The sequence below is a fragment of the Caballeronia sp. SL1002 genome, from assembly GCF_057814995.1.
On sequence record NZ_JBYMUW010000002.1, the window covers coordinates 2,066,229 to 2,083,913 of the forward strand.

15 protein-coding genes are annotated in these 17,685 nt (G+C 62.4%); 13 read left to right on the forward strand and 2 right to left on the reverse strand.

All coding sequences use genetic code 11. The annotated features are described in order from the left end of the window. The first annotated feature begins 91 nt into the window (after nucleotides 1-91). The 3 genes from AC3D25_RS12070 (at nucleotide 92) to AC3D25_RS12080 (ending at nucleotide 3,770) form a co-directional block, all read left to right on the forward strand. Nucleotides 92-1,531, forward strand: coding sequence for an aldehyde dehydrogenase family protein (locus tag AC3D25_RS12070; protein WP_488888618.1), 1,440 nt, complete (start codon nucleotides 92-94; stop codon nucleotides 1,529-1,531). 30 nt (nucleotides 1,532-1,561) lie between these two features. After that, the gene (locus tag AC3D25_RS12075) at nucleotides 1,562-2,320 is read left to right on the forward strand and encodes an SDR family oxidoreductase (protein WP_488888619.1); all 759 of its coding nucleotides are present in this window, start codon (nucleotides 1,562-1,564) and stop codon (nucleotides 2,318-2,320) included. 130 nt (nucleotides 2,321-2,450) lie between these two features. Next, nucleotides 2,451-3,770, forward strand: a complete 1,320-nt coding sequence (locus AC3D25_RS12080) for an MFS transporter (protein ID WP_488888620.1) — start codon at nucleotides 2,451-2,453, stop codon at nucleotides 3,768-3,770. A 499-nt stretch (nucleotides 3,771-4,269) separates the two neighbouring features. Here the strand turns inward: AC3D25_RS12080 and AC3D25_RS12085 are convergent, their stop codons facing one another. Together AC3D25_RS12085 and AC3D25_RS12090 are read right to left on the reverse strand one after the other, a co-directional pair. Beyond that, complete coding sequence (locus AC3D25_RS12085; RefSeq protein WP_488888621.1) at nucleotides 4,270-4,656, reverse strand: hypothetical protein; 387 nt, start codon at nucleotides 4,654-4,656, stop codon at nucleotides 4,270-4,272. A 168-nt stretch (nucleotides 4,657-4,824) separates the two neighbouring features. Then, a complete protein-coding gene (locus AC3D25_RS12090) occupies nucleotides 4,825-5,964 on the reverse strand; it encodes an IS481 family transposase (RefSeq protein WP_488888469.1) in 1,140 nt (379 codons plus the stop codon). A 536-nt stretch (nucleotides 5,965-6,500) separates the two neighbouring features. Here AC3D25_RS12090 and urtA point away from each other — a divergent pair. The 10 genes from urtA to AC3D25_RS12140 all read left to right on the forward strand — a co-directional run bounded on the left by urtA (nucleotide 6,501) and on the right by AC3D25_RS12140 (nucleotide 17,118). Beyond that, nucleotides 6,501-7,802 (forward strand): urea ABC transporter substrate-binding protein, encoded by a 1,302-nt coding sequence (urtA, locus tag AC3D25_RS12095; protein ID WP_488888622.1) that lies wholly within the window; start codon nucleotides 6,501-6,503, stop codon nucleotides 7,800-7,802. Between the two features lie 94 nt (nucleotides 7,803-7,896). After that, on the forward strand, nucleotides 7,897-9,516 hold the full coding sequence (gene urtB / locus AC3D25_RS12100; protein ID WP_488888623.1) for an urea ABC transporter permease subunit UrtB: 1,620 nt from the start codon (nucleotides 7,897-7,899) through the stop codon (nucleotides 9,514-9,516). 1 nt (nucleotide 9,517) lies between these two features. After that, a complete protein-coding gene (gene urtC, locus AC3D25_RS12105) occupies nucleotides 9,518-10,708 on the forward strand; it encodes an urea ABC transporter permease subunit UrtC (protein WP_488888624.1) in 1,191 nt (396 codons plus the stop codon). Continuing rightward, nucleotides 10,705-11,586 carry an urea ABC transporter ATP-binding protein UrtD gene (gene urtD / locus AC3D25_RS12110; protein ID WP_488888625.1) on the forward strand — a complete coding sequence of 294 codons (882 nt, stop codon included), beginning with the start codon at nucleotides 10,705-10,707 and terminating at the stop codon, nucleotides 11,584-11,586. Before urtC ends, urtD begins: the two co-directional genes overlap by 4 nt. Nucleotides 11,587-11,614: 28 nt before the next feature. Beyond that, nucleotides 11,615-12,307 (forward strand): urea ABC transporter ATP-binding subunit UrtE, encoded by a 693-nt coding sequence (gene urtE, locus AC3D25_RS12115; protein ID WP_488888626.1) that lies wholly within the window; start codon nucleotides 11,615-11,617, stop codon nucleotides 12,305-12,307. Between the two features lie 41 nt (nucleotides 12,308-12,348). Then, a complete protein-coding gene (locus AC3D25_RS12120) occupies nucleotides 12,349-13,236 on the forward strand; it encodes an urease accessory protein UreD (RefSeq protein WP_488888627.1) in 888 nt (295 codons plus the stop codon). A gap of 1,040 nt (nucleotides 13,237-14,276) precedes the next feature. After that, nucleotides 14,277-15,065, forward strand: coding sequence for a transporter substrate-binding domain-containing protein (locus AC3D25_RS12125; RefSeq protein WP_488888628.1), 789 nt, complete (start codon nucleotides 14,277-14,279; stop codon nucleotides 15,063-15,065). A 22-nt stretch (nucleotides 15,066-15,087) separates the two neighbouring features. After that, nucleotides 15,088-15,765, forward strand: a complete 678-nt coding sequence (locus tag AC3D25_RS12130) for an amino acid ABC transporter permease (RefSeq protein WP_488888629.1) — start codon at nucleotides 15,088-15,090, stop codon at nucleotides 15,763-15,765. Then, nucleotides 15,762-16,412, forward strand: a complete 651-nt coding sequence (locus AC3D25_RS12135) for an amino acid ABC transporter permease (protein ID WP_488888630.1) — start codon at nucleotides 15,762-15,764, stop codon at nucleotides 16,410-16,412. The genes AC3D25_RS12130 and AC3D25_RS12135 overlap by 4 nt, the downstream gene beginning before the upstream one ends. Next, nucleotides 16,399-17,118, forward strand: a complete 720-nt coding sequence (locus AC3D25_RS12140) for an amino acid ABC transporter ATP-binding protein (RefSeq protein WP_488888631.1) — start codon at nucleotides 16,399-16,401, stop codon at nucleotides 17,116-17,118. Before AC3D25_RS12135 ends, AC3D25_RS12140 begins: the two co-directional genes overlap by 14 nt. Nucleotides 17,119-17,685 lie beyond the last annotated feature (567 nt).

The following is a 17,685-nucleotide window of genomic DNA, read 5'->3' on the forward strand; positions in this document are numbered from 1 at the left end:
AAATCCCTCGGGCGCGGAACCGGGACGCGCCGCGCAATCAAAGCGAAACAAGGAAAAGCAAACGCAAAGCAGTCTGAATCAGGAGAGACGCATGGAAGAAGCCAAACATTTCATCGGCAATCGCTGGGTCGGCGCGTCGAGCAACGAGACGATTCCCGTCGTCGATCCTTCCGATGGACAGATTTTCACGCAGCTCGCGCGCGGAACAGCCGCCGATATCGACCGGGCCGTCCACGCGGCGCGGCACGCCTACGAAGGCGCGTGGGGCCACGCGAGCGCCGCCGAGCGCGGACGCGTGCTCGCGCGCCTCGCGATGCTGATCGGCGCGTGTCACGACGAAATTGCCAACCTGGAGGCGCGCGACACCGGGAAGCCGCTGAAGCAGGCGCGCGCCGACGCGGCGGGCATCGCGCGCTATTTCGAGTTTTACGCGGGCGCCGCCGACAAACTGCACGGCGAAACGCTGCCCTATCAAAACGGCTACACCGTCCTCACGATCCGCGAGCCGCACGGCGTGACCGGCCACATCGTGCCGTGGAACTATCCGCTGCAAATTTTCGGGCGCAGCGTCGGCGCGGCGCTCGCGGCCGGCAACGCGTGCGTGGTGAAACCGGCCGAGGACGCGTGCCTGTCGGTGCTCCGTGTCGCCGAACTGGCCGCCGAAGCCGGTCTGCCGGAAGGCGCGCTGAATATCGTCACCGGTTACGGATACGAAGCGGGCGCGGCGCTCGCGCATCATCCGGGGATCGACCATATCTCGTTCACCGGCTCGCCCGCGACCGGCGCGGCGGTCGTGAAAATGGCCGCCGACAACCACGTCCCCGTCACGCTCGAACTGGGCGGCAAGTCGCCGCAAATCGTCTTCGCCGACGCCGATTTCGACGCTGCGCTGCCGGTGATCGTCTCGGCCATCGTGCAGAACGCCGGACAAACGTGCTCGGCGGGCAGTCGCGTGTTGATCGAGCGGAGCGCCTACGAGCCGCTGCTCGCGCGTCTCGCCGATGCGTTCACCGAATTGCGCGTCGGCCCGAGCAAGCTGGATCTGGATTGCGGGCCGCTCATCAGCGCGAAGCAGCAGCAGCGCGTGTGGGATTTTCTCTCCGATGCCCAGCACGACGGCATTCCGATGGCAGCTCACGGCGAGGTCGTGGCGGAAGCGCCGGAGGGCGGGTTCTATCAGGCGCCGACGCTCCTGCGCGACGTCCCGCACGACCATCGGCTCGCGCGCGAGGAAGTATTCGGGCCGGTGCTCGTCGCGATGCCGTTCGACAGCGAAGACGCCGCGATCAAGCTCGCCAACGACACCGACTACGGCCTCGTCGCCGGTGTGTGGACGCGCGACGGCGGCCGCCAGATGCGGGTGGCGCGCAAGGTGCGCTCGGGGCAGGTGTTCATCAACAACTACGGCGCGGGCGGGGGCGTCGAATTGCCGTTCGGCGGCGTCAAGCACTCGGGACACGGCCGCGAAAAGGGTTTCGAAGCGCTCTACGGCTTCACGGTGCTGAAAACCATCGCCATCCGGCATGGCTGATCGTCGAAAAACGCAATGGAGGAGACACGAATGCGACTGAAGAACAAGACTGCGATAGTGACTGGCGGCGGGTCCGGCTTCGGCGAAGGCATCGCGCGGACGTTCGCGCGCGAAGGCGCGAATGTCGTCGTGAACGACCTGAATGGCGCGGCGGCGGAGCGCGTGGCGAGCGAGATCGCGCTCGCGGGCGGACGTGCGATCGCGGTGGCCGGCGACGTGACGAAGCAAGCGGATTGGCAAACCCTCTTCGACGCCGCCATCGACGATTTCGGCAGCGTGCAAGTGGTCGTGAACAACGCGGGAACGACGCACCGCAACAAGCCGGTGCTGGAAGTATCGGAGGACGAATTCGACCGCGTGTATGCGGTGAACGTGAAAAGCATTTATTGGAGCGTCGCGCAGTTCGTGCCGTATTTTCGCGGCCAGGGCGGCGGCGTTTTCATCAATATCGCATCGACGGCGGGCGTCAGGCCGCGCCCCGGCCTCGTCTGGTACAACGGCAGCAAGGGCGCGGTGATTATCGCGAGCAAGGCGCTCGCCGCCGAACTCGGTCCTGACCGGATCCGCGTGAACTGTATCAATCCGGTGATGGGCGCGACGGGTCTCCTCACCGAGTTCATGGGCATGGACGACACGCCCGAGAACCGCCAGAAATTCCTGGCCGGCATTCCGCTCGGGCGCCTTTCGACGCCGCAGGACATCGCGAACGCGGCGCTCTATCTGGCATCCGACGAAGCCGAGTTCGTCACCGGCGTCGCGCTGGAAGTGGACGGCGGGCGCTGCGTCTAGCCGATGCCGCCGCGCCGTCCCAGCTACTTGAAGAACGGCGCGGCCTCGGTGTTTTCCCGATCCTAAACGATGCCTTACAACCGCGTCCGAGCGGCTAGAATCCAGCCATATAAAAACACCGGAGACGACGATGGCAAGTCAGCCAAGCCCGCTGCAACATTCTGGCGCTGGCGCGCCGCCGACCGCATTCGAGGAAGCCACGTACAAGAAAGTCGCCTGGCGGCTTTCGCCGCTCTTGCTGCTCTGCTACGTGGTTGCCTATCTCGATCGCGTGAACGTCGGGTTCGCCAAGCTCCAGATGGTCACCGATCTCAACCTGACCGATGCCGTCTACGGCTTCGGCGCGGGCATCTTCTTCTTCGGCTATTTCATCTTCGAGATTCCGAGCAACGTGATCCTTCACAAAGTGGGGGCGCGCGTGTGGATCGCGCGGATCATGATTTCGTGGGGCATCATCTCCGCGCTCACGATGTTCGTCACCACGCCCGCGATGTTTTACGTGATGCGCTTTCTGCTCGGTGTCGCCGAAGCAGGCTTCTTCCCTGGCATCATTCTGTATCTCACGTACTGGTATCCGGCGCGGCGGCGCGGGCGCATGACGACGCTGTTCATGACGGCGATCGCGCTGTCCGGGTTGATCGGCGGGCCGGTGTCGGGCTGGATCATGAAGAACTTCGACGGCGCGAACGGCTGGCACGGCTGGCAGTGGCTGTTTCTGCTGGAGGGGATTCCGTCGGTGGTGGTCGGTGTGCTTGTGCTCATCATGCTCGACGACCGGATCAGCCGCGCAAAATGGCTGACGCCGGACGAGCGCGCGTTGCTGGAGCGCAATATCGCCGCCGATAACGTCGAGAAAGAAGACATGCCGGTGCGCGAGATTCTGGCGAGCCCGCGCGTGTGGCTGATGAGCCTGATCTACTTTTCGTTCGTGATGGGTTTATACGGCGTGAGCTTCTGGTTGCCGACGATCATCAAGGCGACTGGCGTGACCGATGCGCTGAGTATCGGCCTGCTTTCCGCGATCCCGTTCGGCGCGGCGGTGATCGGCATGCTGCTGGTCGCCCGCAGCGCCGACAAACGCGGCGAGCGGCGCTGGCACATCGCGATCCCGGCGGCGATCGGCGCGGTCGGCCTGGTGCTGTCGGTCATGTGGGCGAACAACACGGCGCTCGCCATGCTCGGCCTCACGCTCGCGACGATGGGCATCCTCACTACGCTGCCGCTGTTCTGGAGCTTGCCTACGGCGTTCCTTGCCGGCACCGGCGCGGCGGCGGGGATCGCGATGATCAACTCCATCGGAAATTTGGCGGGATTCGTGAGCCCTTATCTGGTGGGGTGGCTAAAGACGTCCACTGGGTCGAATGCGAGCGGCATGTATATGCTTGCCGCGTTTTTGGTGCTTGGCGGGGTCTTGGCGCTGAGTGTGCCAGCGCGGACGGTTAATCGATAGGACGGGGGTGGTCCGCTCGCGCTTTTGGGTTTGCTGGCGCTTTTGGGTTTGCTGGCGCTTTTGGGTTTGCTGGCGCTTTTGGGTTTGCTGGCGCTTTTGGGTTTGCTTGCCCGCGCTTCTTGTGAACTTGCTTTCGTGTAGGTTTATTAGCACGCCGCTATGCGCGGCAGCAGTCACTTTCTTTGCTGCTGCAAAGAAAGTAACCAAAGAAAGCAGCTTGTCCGCCTAAGTGTCCACCACTCATAACCTCGCGGATAGGCGCGCAAGCTGACTATGGCAACTCGCATTCGTTGGTATTGGCACAGCATCTGTCAGTTCCATCCTCGCTGCGCTCGGACGACGCGCATCGCTTGCCTAGCAACACGCTTCCTGGAAACTTGCTTTCGCGTAGCCCTATCAGCACGCCGCTGTGCGCGGCGGCAGTCACTTTCTTGCCGCCGTGTGTCTCCGGTCTGTACCCGCTGCAAAGAAAGCAGCTTGTCCGTCTAAGTGTCCACCACTAGCGTTTTGTGGGAGTGGTGCGATAGAACAGCCGTGCCGCCGCACCGCGAAACAGAGTGGAGCAGCCCATTCCTCCCGGCAGGCACAAAGTGCCCGCCGGAACGGCATAACCGAACAAACCAGACCAAACCAAACCAGACCAGACCAGACCAAACCGAACCAAACCAAACCAAACCAGACCAGACCAGACCAGACCAGACCAGACCAGACCAGACCAGACCAGACCAGACCAGACCAGACCAGACCAGACCAGACCAGACCAAACCAAACCAAACCAAACCAAACCAAACCAAACCAAACCAAACCAGACCAAACCAACCGACGGTTTTTCGACATGCCCGTCGTCCGAGCGCAGCGAGGATGGAACTGACAGGTGCTGTGCCAATACTGTGAACTGCGCGCTAACCGAATCAGCCTGCGCGCCTATCCGTTTGGTTATTCGTGGTGGACACTTAGACGGAAAAGCTGCTTTCTTTGGTTACTTTCTTTGCAGCAGTGTACGGACCGGAGACATAGTTGACACATGTACGAGGACATCGTTGACACCTGATGTTCAGGGTTTTGCTGCTTTCAGGTCAAGTTTTGCAATGCGTTGATGGGCAAACCAGAACTCAATTACGCCGTCTTCGTCGTGCTTTGGACGTGCGGCCACGTACAGCCCTTTGAGCGCAGTCGACAGACGCAGCGCCTCGCCTCTGAAACGCACCAGGCCATTTGAATTGACCCGCAGCACTTCATCGGCAGGCCCGTATTGCGGTTCTGGCAGATGCTCGGGCATCGCTCGCGGGCTGGGTTGGTAGCGGCTCACCGGCGTCGCCAGGTCCAGCGCCTCATGCGGGCGTTGCGTGTTGTACACCTGTCGCCAGCGTTCCAACTCCTGCTGCACGTGGGCGTGGGTCGTGAACACGTGCCGCGCCAGCACTTCAGCTTTCAGCGACCGATGGAATCGCTCATCCTTGCCATTCGTCTGAGGATGATACGGTCGGCTGTAGCTCACGTGAATACCCAGTCTGATCAGCCACACCGCGAGCTCGGTCAACTGGCCCGGCGCGCTCGGGGAACCCCACGGCGCACCGTTATCGGTATTGATGCGTGACGGTAGCCCATAGCAGCGAAACGCCCGCTCGAGCTCGGTCTGCACGACTTCCGTGGTTGTCCGGCCGCAGGCGGCGAGCACGATGTTAAAGCGCGAGTGATCGTCGAGCACCGTCAGCGGCGCACAGCGGCCACCCTCCAGGGTCGGGAAATCGCCCTTGAAATCCATCTGCCACAGCGCATTCGGATGCTCGTGCTCGAAGCGCTGCCAGGGCCGCTGCGGTCTGTCCTCAGGCGCGTGGAGCAGGTCGTGACGGCGCAGGATCTCGGTGATCGTGGAGGGTGCGGGCACATTGGCGTGGCCGAGATCTTGCAGACGACGCTCGATCTTGCGTCCGCCCCAGCCGTACTCGCGGCGCAGGTCGAGCACGACGGCGACGATCTCATCGGATGAGCGCGCGGGACTGTCGTGCGGACGACGCGAGCGATCGACGAGACCTTCAAGGCCTTGCGTCGAGTGGCGGGCAAGCCACTTGTAGCCGGTCTGGCGGCTGACGTTGAAACGTCGGCACAACTCGCTGAACGGCACGCTCCGTTGGGTGGCGAGTTGAACGAATTCCTGTCGGAGACTCATGGTGTCTTTTACGTTCCAGGGCATGGGAGGATTTCGGGCGTTCGATTACCCGAAAGTGTCAACCATGTCTCCGTACACCTGTCAGCTATGTCTCCGGTCTGTACACAGCAGCAAAGAAAGTGACTGCTGCCGCGCATAGCGGCGTGCTAATAGACCGACACGAAAGCAAGTTCCCAGGAAGCGCCCGAGAAACCAGAGCAACACCGAGCGCGAGCAAAACCAAGCCCCGTACAAATTTCCAAAAGCGCAAAGCAACCCAACGGCGTACGCCAACCCCAACCCCGACCCACGCCACCCGGCGCATCGTCGACGCTCCTCCCGCACCACAACAAAGCGCGCACCCGACGTGTGCACCAAAACGGACACCCCTTGGCGGAGCAACCAAAAGTCCGCAAACGCCCGCCACACCAAGGCGCACCAACCGCCGCGCCAGCAATTCATACCCATTGGCATACCCCTTGCAGTGTCATTTGTGCTGGTCACTGGTACTCGGGCATTCAACCCGCCAAAAAACAAACCTGTACAACGACTCACCACAACATATCGGCAAGGGGAAATACATGAAACGACGCAGTCTCCTGAAGTTCGGCTCGATGTCCGGCGCGCTCGCTATCGCGGGCCAATTGCCGATTTCGAAGGCGCAAGCCGCCGACACCGGTCCGATCAAGGTCGGCGTCCTGCACTCGCTGTCCGGCACGATGGCGATCTCTGAAACATCGCTGAAAGACACTGCGCTCATGACCATCGCCCAGATCAACGCGAGCGGCGGCGTGCTGGGCCGCCAGCTCGAACCGGTCGTCGTCGATCCGGCCTCGAACTGGCCGCTCTTCGCCGAAAAGGCGCGCCAACTGATCTCGCAAGACAAAGTGGCGGTGACGTTCGGCTGCTGGACCTCGGTCTCGCGCAAATCGGTGCTGCCGGTGTTCGAGGAACTGAACGGTCTGCTGTTCTATCCGGTGCAGTACGAAGGCGAGGAAATGTCGAAGAACGTGTTCTACACGGGCGCGGCGCCGAACCAGCAAGCCATTCCGGCCACCGAATATCTGATGAGCAAGGAAGGCGGCGGCGCGAAGCGCTACTTCCTGCTCGGCACGGACTACGTGTATCCGCGCACGACGAACAAGATCCTGCGCTCGTTCCTGCACTCGAAGGGCGTGAAGGACGACGACATTCAAGAGGTCTACACGCCGTTCGGCCACGCCGACTACCAGACCATCGTCGCGAATATCAAGACGTTCTCGCAAGGCGGCAAGACCTGCGTGATCTCGACCGTGAACGGCGACTCGAACGTGCCGTTCTACAAGGAACTCGGCAACCAGGGCCTGAAGGCGACGGACGTGCCGGTCGTCGCGTTCTCGGTGGGCGAAGAGGAACTGCGCGGGATCGATACGAAGCCGCTGGTCGGCAATCTGGCTGCGTGGAACTACTTCATGTCGCTGAAGAATCCGGAGAACACGAAGTTCAAGGCGATGTTCGCCGACTGGGTGAAGAAGAACAACCTGCCGGGCGGCGACAAGCGCGTGACCAACGACCCGATGGAGGCGACGTTCGTCGGCATCCACATGTGGAAGCAGGCGGTCGAAAAGGCCAAGAGCACGGACGTGGACAAGGTCCGCGTGGCGATGATCGGCCAGAAGTTCGCGGCGCCGTCGGGCTTCACGCTGGAAATGGACGGCAATCACCATCTGCACAAGCCGGTGATGATCGGCGAAGTGCGCGCCGACGGTCAGTTCAACGTCGTGTGGCGCACCAAGACCGCGATCCGCGCGCAACCGTGGAGCCCGTACATTCCGGGCAACCAGGGGAAGCCGGACGTTGTCAGCTCGATTCCCGCGTTCCTGCGCCGCTCGCGCGTCGCCTGATTCCGCGCGTTTCGGCTTAATGCTTCATGCCGTGCCGCCGCGCCAACCTGGCGCGGCGTTTTCACGTCGCGCCCCGTCTTACTGAAAGGCCACCATGACCGGTTCGCTCCTACGCTTTGCCCGCCGTGGCGTCGTGGCACTGCTGATTGCCACCTCGCCGCTTGCCGCGTTCGCCGCGCTGTCCGCCGACGATCTCGCCCCGCTCGCCGCCGACGACTTCGACGCCAAATCCGCCGCCATCGACAAACTCATCGCCAATGCCGATGCGCCTTCGGTCGCCGTGCTGTCCGCGCTCGCCGACAGTTCGCTCGTCGCGACCGACAACGGCCACGTGTACGTGCAGACGGACGACGGCAACAAGGACCCGCTGACCGGCAAGATCGTCGCGTCGCCGGATGCGCAGCCGGTCACGCTCAACAACCTGCTGCGCGCGAAAGTCGCGGGCGCGCTGTCGGGACTGCAACTCGCCTCGCCGGATATCGCCAAGCGCCAGGATGCCGTCACTCAGTTGCTCAAGAATCCCGATCCGTCGATGAAGCCGCTGATCGACCGTGCGCGTGCGAGCGAAACCGATGCCACGCTCAAGAAGCGCCTCGACACCCTCTGGGCGATGACCGCGCTGCACGACGCCGATCCCGCCAAGCGGCTCGATGCCGTGCAGCTGGTCGCCGCGCGACACGACCTCGACATGAACGAATTGCTGCGCCCGATTGTCGCTAAAAACGCGGACGGCACGTTCACGGAGCCGGATGCGCGCGTGCGCGCGGCGGCGCAAGCCGGTATCGAAGAACTCGATTCGATCCAGAAGCGCGGATTGATCGCGGGCACGCTGTTCGCCGGGCTGTCGCTCGGGAGCGTGCTGCTGCTCGCCGCGCTCGGGCTTGCGATCACCTACGGGCTGATCGGCGTCATCAACATGGCGCACGGCGAATTCCTGATGATCGGCGCGTATGCCACATATGTCGTGCAGAACCTCGTGCAGCACTACGCGCCGTCGCTGTTCGACTGGTATCCGCTGCTCGCCGTGCCGGTCGCGTTCGCGGCGGCGGCCGTGGTCGGCATCGTGCTCGAACGGCTCGTGCTCAAGCATCTTTACGGACGTCCGCTCGAAACGCTCCTCACCACGTTCGGCGTGAGCCTGATCCTGATCCAGGCGACCCGCACGATTTTCGGCGCGCAGAACGTGCAGGTGACGAACCCATCGTGGATGAGCGGCGGCGTCTCGGTCATGCAGAACCTGATCCTGCCGTACAACCGTCTCACCATCCTCGGCTTTTCCATTGTCGTCGTGCTGCTCGCGTGGGTCGTGCTGACGAAGACGCGGCTCGGCCTGTTCGTACGCGCGGTTACCCAGAACCGCCGGATGGCCGCGTGCGTCGGCGTGAAAACCGCGCGCGTGGATTCGTATGCGTTCGCGTTCGGCGCGGGCATCGCGGGCCTCGGCGGCTGTGCGCTTTCGCAGATCGGCAACGTCGGGCCGGATCTCGGCCAGAGCTACATCATCGATTCCTTCATGGCGGTCGTGCTCGGCGGCGTCGGGCAGTTGGCGGGCACGGTGATCGGCGGCTTCGGGCTGGGGCTCATCAGCAAGGCGGTGGAGCCGTTCTGGGGCGCGGTGCTCGCGAAGATCGCGGTGCTGGTGCTGATCGTCCTCTTCATCCAGAAGCGTCCTCAGGGCATGTTCGCCTTGAAGGGCCGCAGCGCGGAGGCCTGACATGAACGCATCCAACGTCACCGCGAATCTCGACGTCGAGCCGCAACCCGACGAACGCGCGATCCGCGAAGGCTTCGCGCTCGGGCTGCCGCCGCGCGCGTCGCTCCTGCCGCGCAACGGCTGGCTCGCACTGATCGCGCTCATCATCGCGATGGGAATCTGCGTGCCGATCGCGACCCTCGTCATGCCGGAGACGAGCGTGTTCCATCTGTCGGCCTATGGCATGACGCTCGTCGGCAAGCTGATGTGCTACGCCATCGGCGCGCTCGCGCTCGATCTCGTGTGGGGCTATTGCGGCATCCTGAGCCTTGGCCACGCGCTCTTCTTCGCGCTCGGCGGCTACGCGATGGGCATGTACCTGATGCGCTCGATCGGACGCGAGGGCAATTATCAAAGCGACTTGCCGGACTTCATGGTGTTCCTCGACTGGCACAAGCTGCCGTGGTACTGGGAAGGCACCGAGCATCTCTGGTATGCGCTTGCGCTCGTCGTGCTCGTGCCCGGCATTCTGGCGTGGGTGTTCGGCTTCTTCACGTTCCGTTCGCGCGTGAAGGGCGTGTACCTTTCGATCATCACGCAGGCCATGACGTTCGCCGCGATGCTGCTGTTCTACCGCAACGAGACCGGCTTTGGCGGCAATAACGGCTTCACCGATTTCAAGCGCATCGCGGGCTTCCCGATCACGCATCCGGGCACGCGCACGGCCCTCTTCCTCATCACGTTCGCGGTGCTCGTGCTCGCGTTTCTCGCGGCGCGCTGGATCGTCACGTCGAAGCTCGGGCGCGTCGTGACCGGCGTGCGCGACGGCGAATCGCGGCTGATGTTCTTAGGCTACAGCCCGCTCTCGTACAAGCTCTTCATCTGGACCGTGTCGGCCGTGCTCTGCGGCATCGCGGGCGCGCTGTACGTCCCGCAAGTCGGCATCATCAACCCTGGCGAAATGTCGCCGGGCAACTCCATCGAAATGGCGATCTGGGTGGCCGTCGGCGGACGCGGCACGCTGATCGGGCCGATCATCGGCGCGTTTGCGGTGAACGGTGCGAAGAGTTTCTTCACGGCCAATTTCCCTGAATACTGGCTTTTCTTTCTCGGCCTGATCTTCACGCTCGTGCCCCTTCTTTTGCCCAACGGCATCATGGGTCTCATCGACATGGCGCTGCGCAAGAAGAAAGCCGGAGGCCACGCACAATGACCGCACACAACGCATTGATCGTCGATTTGCCGCCCATTCCGCAGCAGCCCGATAGCGACACGCCCGAGCGCAACATGAACGGCATCACCGGGCTGGGCCATGTGCTCGCGCCCGGCGAGATCGACGTGTCGCATGGCACGATCCTGTATCTCGAAGATATCACCGTGAGCTTCGACGGTTTCCGCGCGCTGAACAAGCTGACGCTCTCGATCGACGTGGGCGAGTTGCGCTGTGTGATCGGGCCGAACGGCGCGGGCAAGACCACGATGATGGACGTCGTCACCGGCAAGACGCGGCCCGATTCGGGCAAGGTCTTTCTCGGCCAGACCTTCGATCTCGCGCGCATGTCGGAGCCGGTGATCGCGCGAACGGGCATCGGGCGCAAGTTTCAGAAGCCGACCGTGTTCGAGAACCATCCCGTGTGGGAAAACCTCGAACTCGCGATGAAGACCGACAAGCGCTGGTTCGCGTCGCTGCGCGCGCGGCTCGATCGCGAATCGCAGGCACGTATCGAGGAAACGCTCGAACTGATCCGCCTTCAGCATGACGCCACGCGGCTCGCGGGCGAGCTTTCGCACGGCCAGAAACAGCGGCTCGAGATCGGCATGCTGCTGATGCAGCAGCCCGCGCTCTTGCTGCTCGACGAACCCGCCGCCGGCATGACCGACCACGAAACGATGGAACTCGCCGAGTTGCTGAACAAGCTGCGCGGCACGTGTTCGATGATGGTGGTCGAACACGACATGGAGTTCGTCGCCGCGCTTTCCGGCGCGACGGGCAAGGTCACGGTGATGGCAGAAGGCAGCGTGCTGGCGGACGGCACGCTCGATGAAGTGAAGCGTAACGATGCGGTGATCGAGTCGTATCTCGGGCGCTAGGCGCGAAGAAAAGGAAAGGGAAAAGGCAATGCTCGAAGTCGAATCGCTCAACCAGTACTACGGCGGCAGCCACATCCTTCGCGATGTGAAAATGACCGTGCCCGATGGCACGCTGACCGTGCTGCTCGGCCGCAACGGCGTCGGCAAGACGACGCTGCTGCGCTGTTTGATGGGTGTCGTGCCCACCAAGAGCGGCACGATCCAATGGCGCGGCACGAAGATATCGTCGATGCCGACGTATAAGCGCGTCGCAAGCGGACTCGCTTACGTGCCGCAGGGACGCGACATTTTCGGCCGGCTCACGGTAGAGGAAAATCTGATGGTCGGCGCGGCGAGCCGCAAGGCGCCTTCGAAAGTGCCGGACAAGATCTACGAACTTTTCCCCGTGCTGAAGGACATGAAGAACCGGCGCGGCGGCGATCTTTCCGGCGGCCAGCAGCAGCAACTCGCCATTGGCCGCGCGCTGATGAGCGAGCCGCAACTGCTGATTCTCGACGAACCGACCGAAGGCATTCAGCCGTCGATCATTCAGGATATCGGCCGGACCTTGCGGCAGCTCGTCGATGAAATGGGCATGACGGTGCTGCTCGTCGAACAGTATTACGACTTCGCGCGCGAACTCGCGGACCGTTACTGGGTGATGAGCCGCGGCGAGATCGTCGCGGGCGGCGCGGGCACGGAGATGGAAGAGCACGGCGTGCGGGAGTTGATTGCAGTCTGACGCCGGCCGTACTATGACGGCTTGTTCAAGACTCCTCGCCTATGCATCACGAACCTCACGCAACACTTGCGCGTCATCCGCAGTCCGACGCGTCCGACGCGTCCGAATGGCACGGCCGGCTCGAACTCGGCTTCACGCGGCAGAACACGCGCACCGCGCTCACGCATCGTCGCCATGTGGGGCCGTTGCGTTTGCAGCGCCCGCTCTATCCCGAGGGCGAAGGCATTTGCCACGCTGTCATCGTGCATCCGCCGGGCGGCGTCGCGGGCGGGGACCGGCTGGCGATCGACCTTGATCTCGCTGCCGGCACGCATGGTGTCGTCACCACGCCGGGCGCGACCAAGTGGTACAAGTCCAACGGCAAGCTCGCGACGCAGCGTATCGACATACGGGTCGGCGAAGGGGCGAAGCTCGACTGGCTGCCGCAGAACAACATCGTGTTCGAGGCATCGAATGTGGAGCTCGAATTTACGATGCGCGTCGCGGCGGGCGCGAGCGTGATCGGCTGGGACGCGATGCAGTTGGGGCGGCAGGCGTCCGGCGAGCGCTGGGCGAACGGGCGGCTTCAATCGGTCTCGCGGATTGTCGGCGCCGATGGGCGCTTGATGTGGTTCGAGCGCAATCTGCTCGATGCCGGCGATGCTTTGCGCGATGCCGCGCAGGGGCTTGGCGGGTTTCCCGCCTATGGCACGTTGTGGGCGGTGTCGCCCGCTTGCGTCGATGCACTTGCTGAGTCGCTGACCGCTACCCTTCCCTTCGATCACGCGTTTCGCGGCGCGGCTTCGTGCGTCGCGCCGGGGGTGCTTGTTGTGCGCGCCGCTAGTGGTTCCATGGAGAGGTTGCAGCTTGCGCTGACCGAGTGTTGGACTCGGTTGCGAGGTGTCGTGCATGGGGTTGAGGCGCGGCCTCTGCGGCTTTGGACGACTTGAGAGGTTGGGTTTGCTGGCGCGCTTCGATTTTTTTTCTACGGTTGGTGGTTTGCTCGCGCTCCTTGCTTTTGTTTGCCTGTGCTCGGTGGTTTGCTGGCGCCCGTCGCTTTTGTTTGCTTGCGCTTTCTGAGAACTTGCTTTCGTGTAGGTCTATTAGCACGCCGCTATGCGCGGCAGCAGTCACTTTCTTTGCTGCTGCAAAGAAAGTAACCAAAGAAAGCAGCTAGTCCGCCTAAGTGTCCACCTCGAACCGTAACCGGGAGTGGTGCGCAAGCTGATTGGGCCATCGCACCACCAAACAGAGTGGAGCCGCTCATTCATCCCGGCAGGCATAAATGCCTGCCGGAACGGCATAACCGAATAAACCAAACCGAGCGCTGGTTGTAGGTGCGCCCGTCGTCCGAGTGCAGCGAGGATGGACCTGACAGATGCTGTGCCAATACCAACAAATGCGAGTTGCCATAGTCAGCTTGCGTGCCTATCCGCAAGGTTATTCGAGGTGGACACTTCTGCGGATAAGCTGCTTTCTTTGGTTACTTTCTTTGCAGCAGCAAAGAAAGTGACTGCTGCCGCGCATAGCGGCGTGCTAATAGACCTACACGAAATCAAGTTCCCAGAAAGCGCCCGAACGTCAGACGGCGTAACTCATCTCAAGCCGCCCGACGGTGCCGAACCCTGTGCTGCTTTCTTTGCAGCTAGCCAAAGAAAGTGCCTACTGCCGCGCATACCGGCGTGCTAATAAACCTACACGAACGCAAGTTCCCAGCGAGCACAGGCAAAGAAACCAAAAGCGCCAGCAAAACCAAACCCGTGTAGGTGAAAACCACAACCCACCTCACGTGCGCACCAAAACGGCACAAAATAGAGCACCAAACACGTGCAAACGAAAACCAGAGTCCGTCTAAGGTCCATTACAAAAGCCTAAACCCGCATGGCATGACTCTCGCTTAGGAGATTGCCGAATGGGGAAACCCGAAACAAAAACCAAGCGACCACCGGGAGCACCCCGGGGCGCGTACGAAAGCAAACCAAGGACCACCATGAACGTGCAACGCCGCGCCTGGCTCGCCGCCATCCTAGCCGTCTCCGCCGCGGCTTTCGCGCCCCTCGCGGCCCACGCCGATGCCCTCGACACCATCACGAAAAGCGGCACGCTCCGCGTTGCGGTGCCGGAAGACTATCCGCCCTTCGGTGCGGTCGGCGCGGACATGAAGCCGCAAGGCTACGACATCGACATGGCCGCGGTCCTCGCGAAATCGCTCGGCGTGAAGCTCGAACTCGTGCCCGTCAACAGCGCGAACCGCATTCCCTACCTGAGCACGAACAAGGTCGATCTCGTCATCTCGTCGCTTGGCAAAACGCCCGAGCGCGAGAAGGTCGTCGATTTCTCGGCGGCTTATGCGCCGTATTTTCAGGGCGTGTTCGGCCCCGCCGATATCAAAGTGACCGGCCCCGCCGATCTCACCGGCAAAACGGTCGGCGCGACGCGCGGGGCGCTCGAGGAAATCGCGCTGACGCAAATGGCGCCGAACGCGACCATCAAGCGCTTCGAGGACAACAACGCCACCATCCAGGCGTTCCTGTCCGGTCAGGTGCAACTGATCGCGGCGGGCAATATCGTCGCGGCGGCGATTCTCTCGAAGAATCCGCCGCGTCGTCCGGAGCCGAAATTCGTCATCAAGAATTCGCCGTGTTTCGTCGGGATGAACAAGAACGAACCGCGCCTGCTCGCCAAGGTCGATACCGCGATCGCGCAGGCAAAGAAGGACGGTACGCTCGAAACGATGTCGAAGAAGTGGTTTAACGCGCCGCTGCCGGCTGGCCTCTAACCCTTCTTTTCAAGGCGATTCGATGGCCTATGAACTCCAGTTCGGCGACCTCGGCCAGTACGCCGGCATGTTCGCGAGCGGCGCGGCGACGACGCTCGCCTTAACCGCCGTCTCGACCGTGCTCGGCCTCGGGCTCGGCGTGGCCGGCGCGGCGGGTAGCGACAGCCGCCACGCGTGGGTGCGAAATCTCGTCGCGGGTTACGTGGAAGCGATCCGCAACACGCCCTTCATCGTGCAACTGTTCTTCGTGTTCTTCGGGCTGCCCGCACTCGGCGTGCATCTCGACGAATACGTCGCCGCGATTCTCGCGATGACGCTCAACCTCGGCGCTTACTCGGTCGAGATCGTCAAGGCGGGTATCGCGGCCGTGCCGAAGGGTCATCACGAAGCGGCGGCATCGCTCGCGATGACGCGCGGCGAAACGTTTCGCCATGTCGTGTTGCCGCAAGCGCTTGCCAAGGTGTTCCCGGCGCTCACGAGCCAGATCGTCATTACGATGCTCGGCTCGGCGGTCGTGTCGCAAATCTCGGTGCCCGACCTGACGTATGCGGCGAGCTATATTCAGTCGCGCAACTTCCGCGCGTTCGAGACGTACTTCCTCATCACCGTCGCCTACCTCGCGATGGCGATCGTGCTGCGCGCCTTCCTCAACGCAGCGGGCAAGCGCCTGTTCGCGCGCAACCTGCGAGCCGCGCGATGATCGAATTCACCTTTTCGCAGATCCTCACCAACCTGCTGCTCGCCGCGCGCTGGACCGTGGTGCTGTCGATCGTCTCGTTCGTCGCGGGCGGGATCGTCGGGTTCGCGCTGTTGATCATGCGCGTGTCCGGCTCGCGGTTATTGCGCACCATCGTGAAGGGCTACATCGAGATTTTTCAGGGCACGCCGCTCCTGATGCAGCTTTTCGTGGTGTTCTTCGGCTTGCCGCTGCTCGGCATCGAGGTCGCGCCGTGGATCGCCGCGACGGTCGGTCTTACGCTTTTCACGAGCGCCTATCTTGCCGAGATCTGGCGAGGCTGCGTGGAAGCGGTGCCTAAGGGACAGTGGGAAGCGTCGTCGAGCCTCGCGATGAATTACTTCGAGCAGCTTCGCCACGTGATCCTGCCGCAAGCCGCGCGCATCGCCATCGGACCGACGGTCGGCTTCGGCGTGCAGGCCGTGAAGGACACGGCGCTCGTATCGATTATCGGCTTCACCGAACTCACTAAAGCCGGCACGATGATCTCCAACGCGACGTTCCGGCCCTTCGTGGTGTACGGGACCGTCGCGGTGATCTACTTCGTGCTCTGCTATCCGCTCACGCGCTATGCGCGCACGCTGCAAAGGAAATGGAATGCCGCTCGTTGAAACGCGCAATCTCAAGAAGCAGTTCGGCTCGAACCAGGTACTGAAGGGCATCGACTTTCAGGTCGAGCCGGGTCAGGTCGTGGCGATCATCGGACGCAGCGGCTCGGGCAAGAGCACGTTGCTGCGCACGCTCAACGGACTGGAGAGTATCGACGAAGGTTCGATCGAGATCGACGGCGAGCACATGGACGCCCGGCATGCGGATTTGCGCGCGCTGCGGCTCAAGGTGGGCATGGTGTTTCAGCAGTACAACCTGTTTCCGCATCTGACCGCCGGTCAAAACGTGATGCTTGCGCAGACGGTGGTCAAGAAGGTTCACAAGGCGAAGGCGCGGGCGACGGCGGAGCAGGTGCTGGAGCGCGTCGGTCTCGGCGACAAGTTCGATGCCTATCCTGAGCAGTTGTCGGGCGGACAGCAGCAACGTGTTGCAATTGCGCGCGCGCTGGCGATGAAGCCGACGGTGCTTCTCTGCGACGAGATTACGTCGGCGCTCGATCCCGAGCTTGTGGGTGAGGTGCTTGCTGTCGTCGAGGGACTTGCTCGCGATGGGATGACGCTCATCATGGTCACGCACGAGATGCGCTTTGCCCGGCGCGTTAGCAATAAGGTTGTGTTCATGCACCAGGGGCGGGTTTGGGAGAGCGGCACGCCGGAGGAGATTTTCGAGCGGCCTAGCTCGATCGAATTGCGCAAGTTTATTCAATAAGTGTAGGGTTGACGCTGGCGCTTGGGGCTTGCTTTCGGGAGGCTTGCACGGGGTTGTTTGCTGGCGCTTGCTGCTGTTAGCTTAGCGTTTTCTGGGAACTTGCTTTCGTGTAGGTTCGTTAGCACGCCCCTGTGCGGGGCAGCAGTCACTTTCTTTGGCTAGCTGCAAAGAAAGTAACCAAAGAAAGCAGCGTGGTGATTTGGCGCAGTGGGGCGGCTTGAGGGTGGTCTAGGTAAACCGTCTGATGTTCGGGCGCTTTCTGGGAGCTTGCTTTCGTGTAGGTTTATTAGCACGCCCCTGTGCGGGGCGGCAGTCACTTTCTTTGCTGCTGCAAAGAAAGTAACCAAAGAAAGCAGCTTATCCGTCTAAGTGTCCACCACTGGCGTTTTTTTGGGAGTGGTGCGATAGAACAGCCGTGGCATCGCACCACTGAACAGAGTGGAGCCGCTCATTCATCCCGGCAGGCATAAATGCCTGCCAGCAGGGCAAAACGAAAACCGAGGTTTGAGATGCACCCGTCGTCCTCGCGCAGCGAGGATGGAACTGACAGGCGCTGTGCCAAGACGA